The following is a 10,733-nucleotide window of genomic DNA, read 5'->3' as shown; positions in this document are numbered from 1 at the left end:
GATGGTGGTGGGCAAGGCCAATCAGGTGGTGCGCCCGATCTCACCCCACATGCGCACGGCACCGGTTCGAAGGAGGTCCCACACCTGCCGCATGGCCATCAGGTCACGCTCGAACTGACTCCCGCTGGAAGGGGATGACACACCGGCCGGTGCCCGACGACGGGCCGCCGAAGACGCCGCGGGCGGGCGGGCGCCCCAGGACCTGTTCACGCGTCGGGAGCGGGGAATGGATCGTGGGTCGGGCACGCTGCGCAGAAGTTGGGGGAGGGAACTCCAACTTCATCAGGGGATCACCAGAAGGCGGGTGTTGCTGGCTACGGAATCCGGGCGATCCCGTCTCCCACGTCGAACGGGATCGGCATCTCGGCATCGGCTGGCGCTGGAGCACAGGCTTCGACCCGCTCCGCCACCACACGCCCCACCACGACAATGGAGGGCGAGGCCAGGCCCTCCTCCGCCACCCGCTCCGCCAGGACTCCCAGGGGTGCCACCAGCGTGCGCTGGCCGAGCACGGTGCCCTGCTGGATCACCGCCGCCGGGGTGGCCGGGTCCAGGCCTCCGGCCATCAGCTCCATGCAGATCCTCTCCAGGTTGTGCAGGCCCATGTAGATCACCAGACCGTCGCTGGAACGGGCCAGACCCTGCCAATCCACCCCGGGCCGGCGCTTGTCGACCTCCTCATGGCCCGTCACGAAGGTCACGCTCGAGCCGGCGCGGCGATGGGTGACCGGGATGCCGGCGTAGGCCGGCGCGGCGATGCCGGACGTCACACCGGGAACCACCTCGACGGGAATGCCCCGCGCCGCCAGGTGGGCGGCCTCCTCACCGCCGCGGCCGAAAAGAAACGGATCACCACCCTTAAGCCGCACGACCGTGCGGTGGCGCGTGGCCAGCTCCACCAGCACCGCATTGGTGCTGGGCTGGGGGACCGAATGATGCCCCCGGCGCTTGCCCACGAAATGCCGTTCGCAGTGGTCCGGGACCAGGTCCAGCAGGGCCTTCGGCACCAGCGCGTCATGGACGAGGGCGTCACACCGGGACAGCAGGCGATGGGCCTTCAGGGTGAGCAGTTCAGGATCGCCAGGCCCGGCCCCCACCAGGTACACCGTGCCGTAGGGCAGGACCATGCCTCCCGTGGAGTCGGAACTCATGGCAGGGCGGCGAGCATCTCGAGCAGGGCGTCCCGCAGCCCCGCACGCTGGAGGAGGGGAGTGCCGCACCAGGCCGGCAGGCCCTCGGTGAGGCGGTTGGACGCCAGGACCAGGGGGAGGACAGGACGCTGAGCGGGGTCTGCGAGCACCGACGAGAGCTCACCGGAATCCGCCGCACTGTATGGAGTGGCCAGGCAGGTGGCGTTGCAGACCTGCTCCAGATGGCGGAGGTAGCGCGCGGCAAGGGGCCCGTTCAAGGGGTGGTGGAGCAACGTGACCGGGCCCCGCAGGGCCACCAGTTCGCGGCGCAACGCCTGCTGCCAGGCAGGCCAGGAGCCGAGGAACGGGAGGTGATGGACAGGCCCGCTGGCACGCCAGTGGGCCTTCACCAACGGCAGATCCCGGCAGACGTGACCACCGGGCAGGAGGAGCAGCGGAACCAGGGTGACCGGCTCCCCCGGGGCGGCCTGGCGGGTCTGAAGCGGATCCGTCTCCGGGCCCTGGGCGGTGAGAGCCTGGAGCACCACCGGGGAGCGGCGGCGACGCTCCAGCTCCCCAGCCAGGGCACGGACCTCCGCCGGGATCAACCCGCCGCCACGCCCGTGCACCACGAGCACCAGGGGATGGGCGGGGATGGCAGCCAGGCGGCGGCGACGGCGCTGGTCGAGCCCGGGATCCAGCCGCTCGGGGGCCAACCTCGCCAGGGCCAGCCGGGGCTGGGGCAAGCGGGCGAGCAGATCCACCGCGGTCCCGGCCAGCCGGGTGTCAAGATCGAAGGCGAGCTGCCGCAGCAGATCCCGCAGGGCCTGCGGGGGCCAGGCGGGCAGCCCCACAGCCAGGCCCTCGAGGGCGGCCCTGCGGGTGGGGGAAGGCTGGGGAGCCAGCACCGAGCCGCGGAGCAGCGCAAAATCGGCGGGATCGCGCTGGTACCCCAGCAACGGCAGCAGCAGGGCCATGCGCTCCGGGCCTGCCCCCTGCAGGGCCTGGCGGATCTGGCCAGCGCAGTCCGGATCGCGAAAGCGGCCCAGCACCGCAAGCAGGGCGGGTTCGGCCTTCTCGTTGGCCAGCCAGCAGCGCAGCAGGCGCCGCACCGCCGGAACCGTCAGCCGCTCCGCCAGGGCGGCCAGAAGATCCTGCTCGAGACGGATCCGGCCGGTCTCGATCGCCTCGAGCCAGGGCTCGAGCGGAACATCCCGGCTGCGGCGGAGCTGCTGCAGCCAAGGCCAGCGCTCCACGGTGCCGGTCTCGGGCAGGGACGTCGGCTCCAGAGGCACACCTCCCCCAACCCGGCCGGGCTCCAACGATGGCACCGCCGGTGTCTGAACGGAGGGGGCACCAGGGGGCAAAACGGTCGCGACGGATACGTTTGATGAGGAAAACGCGCGTCCCATGGGCAGCAGCTTTAGCAAGGGGTCAAGTCGTCAAGGACAGTGATGCGAGGTCCCGTCAGCACAGCCAGCCGCCTGCCCAACCGGCCGTCCCCCCGCCCGGACCTGGACGCCCTCCGGGAGCAGCAGATCCTGGTTTCCCTGGTCGGCCAACTGGCCAAGGCCCAGTTCCAGGCAGCGGACCCGCATCGGACCGAGGCGCTCTGGAAGGAGGTCGGCCAGCTCGGCCTGGATCCCGACCGGGTCACCCACCTGCTGTATGCCGGCGTGGACACGGAAGACCGGGGTGCCCTGCTGGCGCTCGACCGGGCCTGGAGCGAGACCCAGGCGAGCGAACGGCGCACTTCCTGGCAAGCACCGGCCTGGCTGAGGACCCGGGGGTTCAGGGCTGGGCGGCCTTCCGCCGCGCACCGAAGCGCTCGACCAGCAGCTGCTCCATCACGTCGGGCAGCTCGCTGAGGGGCACGCCCTTGTCGTGAAGCTCGGCCAGCTTGGGATCGGCTCCCATGGAGCCGCCCAGGAAGATCTTGGCGGCCTCCACCATCTCGCCGTCCTTGCGGGCCTTGGCCCCCATCAGGCCGATCTGGCCCATGTAGGGCTGCCCGCAGGCGTTCGGGCAGCCGGTCCAGTGGGTCCGCACCGCATGGGGGAGTTCAACCCGGCGCTCCAGCTCCTCCACCAGGGCCTGGGCGGTGCCCTTGGTGGGGATCAACGCAAAGCTGCAGTAGGCATTGCCCGTGCAGCTCACGGCTTCCGCCTGAAGCGCACTGGGTTCCGGTCGGAAGCGCTGCAGCAGCGGTTCGGCCCTCAGGGCGCTCTCGCGCTCCAGGGGCACGTTGGGGATCAGGACGTTCTGGGCCTCGGTGAGGCGCAGCTCCCCGCTGCCGTAAGTGCGGGCCAGGCGGGCCAGCTCCAGCATCGTTTCGGCATCCAGCCGGCCCATGGGGACATGCAGGCCCATCCAGGCGAGACCGTCCTGGCGCTGGGGGTTCCATCCGAGGCCGTCGCGGGGAGCCCGGTTCACCAGGTGGGTGCCGTCGTGGGTGGCGAGGCGCGAGGCGGCATCACCGCCCGCCAGGGCCCCATAGGCCGCCACCACCGCAGCCCGGTAGGCCTCCATGCCGAGGGCGTCGATGAGGTACATCAGACGGCTCTTGTTGCGGGCCGCGCGGTTGCCGCATTGCTCGAAATGGTGGAGCACCGCCAGGGTGAAGTCCGGCAGCTGATCGCCCTCCAGCCAGACGCCCAGGGGGATGGCCAGCTCGTTGCGCTGGGCCGAGAAGAAGCCCCCCACCATCACCGTGAAGCCCAGGCGTCCCTCGTGCGTGGCGGGCAGGAAGGCCAGGTCGTTGTGCAGCAGGAAGCTGTCCGGGGCTCCCCCCACGGCCACGTTGAACTTGCGGGGCAGGTTCCGGGGGCCATCCGGTTGGAAGAGACGGGCCTGAATCGCCTGCACCAGCGGCCGGGTGTCCACAATCTCCTCGGGATCGATCCCGGCGAGGGGGTTGCCGGTGATGTTGCGGGGGTTGTCGTGGCCGGACTGGCGACTGGTGAGACCGAGGCGGTCCATCGCTTCCAGCAGGGGAGGCATGTCCTCGAACAACAGTCCCCGCAGCTGGATGTTCTGACGGGTGGTGATGTCGGCACTGCCGTGTTCACCGCAGCGGTCCACGGTCTCCGCCAGCAGCTCCAGCTGGTCGGCCTGGACGACGCCATTGGCCAGCCGGAGCCGGAGCATGAAGCGGCCCGGGGTCACCGGGCGGAAAAAGATGCCCAGCCATTTGAGCCGGACGGTGAGGGTCGCCTCATCGAGGGACTCCCAACCCTCCTGGGCCAGCTCGGCGAGACGGGGACGCAGATCCAGACCACACAGCTCGGCCTTCGCCAGCTCAAGCTTGCTGAGGGCGGGAGCGGAATCGCCGGAGACAGGAGAGGAACTCATGGGAACAGGGAAGGACGCGCCCGGCGGCGCGCCTGAAGGACGCAGTGTTCGTGGTCATGACCCTGGTGTCGCCATTCACCGGCAAACCCGTGCGGAAATCTGGGTGGGAGCGGCCGGCGAACGCCGATGAGGGATGCGTCGCCTTGGAAATGAGCGCAGCAGCGCACCACGCGTTGCTGGAGACCGTGGGTCACGGCTCAAATCAAGTTTGCTGGCCGGGGCTGGGACCTTGTGTCGTGACCGTTACGGATCCGCCGGAACCGGGACCCATCGGTGGGCGACAGCACACAAAAGCCCCCTGGCGCCGCGACAGGTGGCGCGAAGGGGGCCAAAACAAGCGATGTGCGGAGGGCTGAACCCGGAGGTCAGCAGAAGCTGGGAGTTCAGCGCTCGCCGAGGCTGCTCCAGAGGGTGGCCTGGTGGGCAACGACAGGGGCGGGCTGGGCGCTGGCGGACTGGGCCGTGGCGGAAGCCTGGCCGGCGTCGCGGGGGAGGGTCGACAGCAGCTGGACCCCGAGGGAGCCGACGACGAACATGCCGAGGAACGCCAGGGCGACGCCGAGGGGAGAGGCTTCGGCGCGGGTGGTGTGCAGCGGAGTGGCCATGGCAAACCTTCCAGATCAGGAACCACCTCGATTATCGGAAGCCCGCTTCATCCCCAAAGACGGTCGTGGCGAAGCCCGCGGGGACCGATCCGGCCCTGGAGGCGTGCAGATCGACCGACCAGAGGCCGTGGAGAACCCCAAGCAAAAGCCCGAGTGAGGCAGCGAACTGCATGGAAACAGTGGATGGGGCAGCGACTTTGATGAGCCGAGGGGCCCCTCCGATGCAGTGGTTGGTACCGAACCGACACGAACCAAGCGGGCGCTGACACCTTAAGGATGTTTTTCGTATCCGTTGATACTTCTTTGTCGCTTGCCTGTCCACGACGGTCCCAGTCGGTAGCGAATGGGAGTCCCGAAGCGCCCAGTCCGTGGACAATGAGGTCACGTTTTCCAGCTGCAGGCGTTCCACCCCACCCTTGATGGCGATGCCTGCCACCCCAACTCCAGCCAGCATCGCCTCCCTCAGCTCGTCATCCGAAGGCAGCGGACTTCGGAAACCACCGACCCAGCCAGGCGCTCCCTCCCCATCGGGGCGGGAGCGCTTCAAGCGTTATCTCCAGAAGATCGGCAGCGGTGAACACACCGGCCGGGGCCTGAGCCGGGAGGAGGCCCGGGACGCCCTCATGCTGATGCTGCAGGAGGAGGCCAGCCCCGCCCAGATCGGCGCCTTCCTGATCGCCCACCGCATCCGGCGACCGGAGCCGCAGGAGCTCTCGGGCATGCTGGATGTGTACCGGGATCTGGGCCCGGCCCTGCACACGGAACGGGCGGCCATCTGCTTCGGCATGCCCTTCGACGGCCGGACCCGCACCGCCCCCCTCTACCCCCTGACCTCCCTCGTTCTGGCTGCCGCGGGGCTGCCGGTGGTGCTGCATGGTGGGGCCCGCATGCCGGTGAAGTACGGCGTCACGGCGATGGAGCTCTTCCACGCCCTCGGCCTGGATCTTCAGAACCTTTCCCTGGCGACCGTGCAGCAGGGGCTCAGCCTCCACCGTCTGGCGCTCGTGCACCAGCCGGACCACTTCCCGCTGGCGGAACGGCTCACCCCCATCCGGGACGATCTCGGCAAGAGGCCCCCGGTCGCCAGCCTGGAGCTTCTCTGGACCGCGCACCGAGGCCCGCACCTGCTGGTGAGCGGGTTCGTGCACCCGCCCACCGAAAGCCGTGCCTGGAGGGCCCTGGAGCTGAGCGGCGAGACGGATGTGGTCACGGTGAAGGGGTTGGAAGGCAGCACCGATCTGCCGATCAGCAGGGCCTGCATCACCGCGCGGGCCCATGGCGGGCAGGGTGAGCGGCTGATCCTCCACCCCCGCGACCACGGCTGTTACGGCCCGGACGCCCTCTGGACCGACCTGGACAGCTGGCGCCAGCAGGCCCTGGCTGCCCTCGGTGGACAAGGGGAGCTGGCGGCCGCCCTGCAATGGAACGCCGCCGCCTACCTCTGGCTCGGCGGGATCTGCGAGACCCTGAGCGCGGGGCTGGAGCGGACCCACGAACTCCTGCAGGACGGGTCAGCGCTGCGTCAGCTGCGTGCACTGATCGCCTGGCGACACGATGCTCCCTGAAGGAACCCACCAGGCCTCGCACTGCTTCGCCTTCGAGCGGGATTTCGTGGGCAGCTGGCGCTGCATCCCCCTCTGCCTGCGGCGCAAGCTGGATCTGGCCGGCACCAAGCTCCGCCTCAACCACTGGCTCGCCCTCACCGAACCAGAACGGCAGCAGCTGGTGCTGTGGGATGACAGCCCCGCGGCCCTGGAGGCCATGGCCACGTTCCTGCGGGAACGGACCTCCGGCATGGCCGACGGTGGCGTGAGACCCATGGCCATTCCCACCGCAGCCCCGTGGCAACACGCGGGCTCCCCACCCGCGGAGCTGTGTGACTCAGCCGCCTCCCTGGGCCACCCGCAGCTGCCAGGCCAGTGGACCAGCCTCTCGGAACTCGAGCGGTTCGCCCTCTGCAAGCTGGCCCGCCCCGGCCATGACCATCACAACCTGGAGGCTGCGCTGGTCGAGATGCTGCCCTGAACCTTGGCGCTGAGCCGTTGGCCGCCGGCCATCGGGAGGCCATGGGGAACGGCCGCCACGGAGACGGCCGTGGCCTTGAGCTCGGGCTGCTTCGAGATCGGGCAGGCCTGCTCGTGCAGCAGGGCGTTGGCCTCACAGGGCGGATCCTGCAGGAAACCCCAGTGCATGGGCAGAAAGACGGTGCCGGGTCGGATGCGCTCGGTCACATCCACCCGCGCGCTGAGGGTGGCGCGTCGGGAGGTGATGGCGGCCTGGTCACCCGACTCCAGTCCCAGGGGGTAGGCATCCTCCGGGTGGATCTCCAGCAGGGGCTCGGGATGCATGGCGTTCAGCCGGGCCACCCGACCGGTGCGGGTCATGGTGTGCCACTGCCCCAGATAGCGACCAACCGTGAGCACCAGGGGGTAGGCCTCACAGGGAGGCTCGGCCAGGCCGAGGGGGTGTTCGGCGATGAACCGGCCCCGCCCACTCGGGGTGGCGAAGCGGAAATCGGTGTAGAGACGCTTCGACGCCGTGGTGGGCGCGCTGCCGGCTGGAAAGGGCCACTGCTGCGGCCCCTCGGCCTCCAGCAGCCCATGGCTGAGCCCGGAGTGGTCGCAGAGCCGACCGGCCGTGAGCTGGCAGAACTCGGCGTAGACCTCGGCGGCGGAGGCATAGCCGAACTGATCCACGAATCCGAGCCGACGGCCCACCTCGGCGAACACCTCCCAGTCGGGGCGGGCCTGGGCCGGAGGCTGCCGGAATGCCGGGCAGAGGGTGACCCGGCGCTCTGAATTCACCATCACCCCAGCCTTCTCGCTCCACTGGGCGGCGGGAAGCAGCAGGTGGGCGTACTGGGCCGTCTCGGTGTTGGCATAGGCGTCGCTCACCACCACCAGGGGGCAGTGCCGCATTGCCGCCTTGACCCGTTCCAGGTTGGGCATGCTCACCAGGGGATTGGTGGCGGCCACCCACCAGAGGTCGAGCTCGCCGGCCTCCATCGCCTCCACCTGTTGCCAGGCCGCCAGGCCGGGGCGGGCATCGATGGCCCCCGGGGCGAACCCCCACGCCGCCTCCACGGTGGCGCGGTGCGTTGCATTAGTGACAGTGCGGTAGCCCGGCAAGAGGTGGGCCAGTCCCCCCGCTTCCCGCCCCCCCATGGCGTTGGGCTGTCCCGTCAGGGAGAACGGCCCGGCTCCCACTTTCCCGATCTGACCGGTGAGCAGGTGGAGGTTGATCAGTCCCGCCACCGTGGCGGTGCCCTCCACGCTCTGGTTGACACCCATCGACCAGAGGCTGAGCACGCTGGCGCTCTGCCCCCAGAGCGCGGCCAGTTGCCCCAGGCTGGATTCAGGGATGCCGCAGATCCGGCTGACCCGGTCGGGGGTCCAGGCCTGGACCAGCTCGGCATAGGCCGCAAATCCCTCGGTCTCACCCTCGATGAACTCGAAATCGATGGCGGTCTGGCGGAGCAGCAGGTGGGCCACCCCATGCAGCAGCACGAGGTCCGTCCCGGGGCGAATGGCCAGGTGGAGGTCCGCCGCGTCGCTGGTGGCGGTTTCACGGGGATCGACGACCACGATCGTCAGGCTGTCCGACTGCCGCCGCTTGCGTTTGAGCAGCCGCTGGAACAGCACGGGATGGCACTCGGCGGTGTTGGTGCCGATCAGGAACGCCACGCTGCAGTGGTCGAGATCCTCGTAGCAGCACGGCGGACCATCGGAGCCGAGGCTGCGGGTGTAGCCGGCGACGGCCGAGCTCATGCAGAGCCGGGAGTTCGCGTCGAAATTGTTGGTGCCCAGCGCGCCCTTGAACAGCTTCTGGGCGACGTAGTAGTCCTCGGTGTGGAACTGACCCGAGCCGTACATCGCGAGGGCCTGGGGCCCCCGGGCCTGCAGGCTGGTGCGCATCCGGTCGACGATGCGGTCGAGCGCCTCGTCCCAGCTGATCGGCTGGAAGGGCTCATCGAGGGAACGGCGGGCCAGGGGGGTGGCCAACCGTCCGCCGGCGAGGGTCTCGCAGACCGTGGCCCCCTTGATGCACACCTGGCCCAGGCTGGAGGGATGGCTGCGGTCCCCCCGGGCTCCCCAGATGGGAAGACCCTGGGCATCCCGTCGGGTGGGCTGGTTCTTGACCGCCGGCGGCATGAGCTCCAGCCCACAACCCACCCCGCAGTAGGGGCATTGGGAGTGGGTGGAACCGGACGGGGACGCAGCCATGGAAGGGAAAAACTGAAAGGCAGGCCTGGGGCCTGCCGGGATTTCAGACCGTTGGCAGCGGGGCCGCGGGGGATTCCCCTTCGTGCTCTTCAGCGAAGGATCCTTTCGGCTCCTTGAGGAAGAAATAACACATGAATCCGACGACCAGACCCGCCACACCCAGCACCTGGAAGAAGGCACTGTTGGAGGCCGCGATCACCGCGGGGGTTGGCTCGGCATCCGACGCCCCTGACATCCAGAGGGGCAGAAGGCTGTAGATGGTGAGGTAGGCCACGGCACCGACGTTGCCGTAGGCACCGACCATGCCGGCGATCTGGCCGGTCACGCGACGCTTCACCAGCGGCACCATCGCAAAGGTGGATCCTTCGCCAGCCTGCACGAAGAAGGAGCAGGCCATGGTGAGCACCAGGGCGAGGGCAATCCCCGCGGTACCGGTGAAGGTGCCGGGCTTGATCATGCTCATTACCAGGTAGCCGATTCCCAGGCCAACGGTGAGGAAGCCCATGGTGGACTTGCGGGAGCCGAGCTTGTCCGAGAGGAGTCCTCCACCCGGGCGGGCCACCAGGTTCACGAAGGCGAAAGCGGAGGCCAGGATGCCCGCAGTGGCCTTCGGCAACTCAAAGGTGGTCTCGAAGAAGGTGGGCAACATGGAGACCACGGCCAGCTCGGAGCCGAAATTCACGATGTAGGTGAGCTCCAAAATGGCCACCTGCTTGAACTCGTAGCGGTCCTCCTTGGGATAGGTCTTGCGACCGGTGAGGAGATCCTTGTTGGTGCGAATGATGCCCCAGGTCTGGAACACGAAGAACGCCAGGACGAGCAAGAGCGCAATGGTGTAGCCACTGCCCGTGAGGAACTTCACCTTCTGAAGGCGCCAGGCCAGAACCGCAAGAATGGCCGCGAAGGGCACATTCATGCCAATCAGCCCCCAGAAGTCCTTCATCGACGTCACTTCGAGGCCAGCGGTCTTGGCCGGCCGCTGGTAGGTCTTGCCGGGAGGCGTATCGGTGACGCTGAAGAAATAAATGAACCCGTAAACACCCGCAATGATGCCCGTCAGAGCAATGGCCCCGCGCCAGTTGAGGATCACGCCATCCACCTCAAAGCCCCCACTGAAGGAAAGCCAACCCGCCACGATGACGAGGGTGAGCGCCGAGAAGGCGGAACCGAAATTCCCCCAACCGCCGTAGATACCCTCGGCCAGACCGATCTCCTTGGGGGGAAACCATTCCGCCACCATGCGGATGCCAATCACGAATCCAGCCCCCACGATCGAGAGCATCAGGCGTGCCACCACCAACTGACTGAAGTCTTGTGCAGCGGCGAAGAGAAGGCAGGGTATCGCCGAGAAGACGAGCAGTGTCGAATACGTGATCCGTGGCCCGAACTTGTCGAGCAGCATCCCGATCAGGATGCGCGCAGGA

At 68.7% G+C, this 10,733-nt stretch carries 9 protein-coding genes; 3 read left to right on the top strand and 6 right to left on the bottom strand.

Annotation, left to right across the window (positions count from 1 at the left end):
* Positions 1 to 314 precede the first annotated feature (314 nt).
* Together cobA and ACLD7X_RS14800 are read right to left on the bottom strand one after the other, a co-directional pair.
* Positions 315 to 1,151, bottom strand: coding sequence for a uroporphyrinogen-III C-methyltransferase (gene cobA, locus ACLD7X_RS14805; protein ID WP_411424424.1), 837 nt, complete (start codon positions 1,149 to 1,151; stop codon positions 315 to 317).
* A complete protein-coding gene (locus tag ACLD7X_RS14800) occupies positions 1,148 to 2,425 on the bottom strand; it encodes a CbiX/SirB N-terminal domain-containing protein (RefSeq protein WP_412007269.1) in 1,278 nt (425 codons plus the stop codon). The genes cobA and ACLD7X_RS14800 overlap by 4 nt, the downstream gene beginning before the upstream one ends.
* A gap of 159 nt (positions 2,426 to 2,584) precedes the next feature.
* On the opposite strand from ACLD7X_RS14800, the gene ACLD7X_RS14795 reads away from it, so the two are divergent.
* Entirely contained in the window at positions 2,585 to 2,998 is a 414-nt protein-coding gene (locus ACLD7X_RS14795; protein WP_425625294.1) for a hypothetical protein, read from the top strand.
* On the opposite strand, the gene ACLD7X_RS14790 is transcribed toward ACLD7X_RS14795, so the two are convergent.
* Together ACLD7X_RS14790 and ACLD7X_RS14785 are read right to left on the bottom strand one after the other, a co-directional pair.
* Complete coding sequence (locus ACLD7X_RS14790) at positions 2,922 to 4,481, bottom strand: ferredoxin--nitrite reductase (protein ID WP_411424422.1); 1,560 nt, start codon at positions 4,479 to 4,481, stop codon at positions 2,922 to 2,924. The two genes, ACLD7X_RS14795 and ACLD7X_RS14790, sit on opposite strands and share 77 nt — an antisense overlap.
* Positions 4,482 to 4,864: 383 nt before the next feature.
* A complete protein-coding gene (locus ACLD7X_RS14785) occupies positions 4,865 to 5,086 on the bottom strand; it encodes a hypothetical protein (RefSeq protein WP_412007270.1) in 222 nt (73 codons plus the stop codon).
* A gap of 425 nt (positions 5,087 to 5,511) precedes the next feature.
* On the opposite strand from ACLD7X_RS14785, the gene ACLD7X_RS14780 reads away from it, so the two are divergent.
* On the top strand, positions 5,512 to 6,651 hold the full coding sequence (locus tag ACLD7X_RS14780) for an anthranilate phosphoribosyltransferase family protein (protein ID WP_412007271.1): 1,140 nt from the start codon (positions 5,512 to 5,514) through the stop codon (positions 6,649 to 6,651).
* A complete protein-coding gene (locus ACLD7X_RS14775) occupies positions 6,641 to 7,111 on the top strand; it encodes a nitrate reductase associated protein (protein ID WP_411424418.1) in 471 nt (156 codons plus the stop codon). The genes ACLD7X_RS14780 and ACLD7X_RS14775 overlap by 11 nt, the downstream gene beginning before the upstream one ends.
* Here ACLD7X_RS14775 and ACLD7X_RS14770 read toward each other — a convergent pair.
* The gene (locus ACLD7X_RS14770; RefSeq protein WP_411424417.1) at positions 7,072 to 9,309 is read right to left on the bottom strand and encodes a molybdopterin oxidoreductase family protein; all 2,238 of its coding nucleotides are present in this window, start codon (positions 9,307 to 9,309) and stop codon (positions 7,072 to 7,074) included. The two genes, ACLD7X_RS14775 and ACLD7X_RS14770, sit on opposite strands and share 40 nt — an antisense overlap.
* Before the next feature lie 43 nt (positions 9,310 to 9,352).
* Positions 9,353 to 10,733 (bottom strand): MFS transporter (locus tag ACLD7X_RS14765; RefSeq protein WP_411424416.1); only part of this gene is annotated, 1,381 nt, incomplete at its 5' end.

Source organism: Aphanothece microscopica RSMan92 (assembly GCF_046613545.2).
GTDB lineage: Bacteria > Cyanobacteriota > Cyanobacteriia > PCC-6307 > Cyanobiaceae > NIES-981.
Note: the sequence above shows the minus strand (reverse complement) of the source record. Positions and strands in the feature narration are given on the sequence as shown.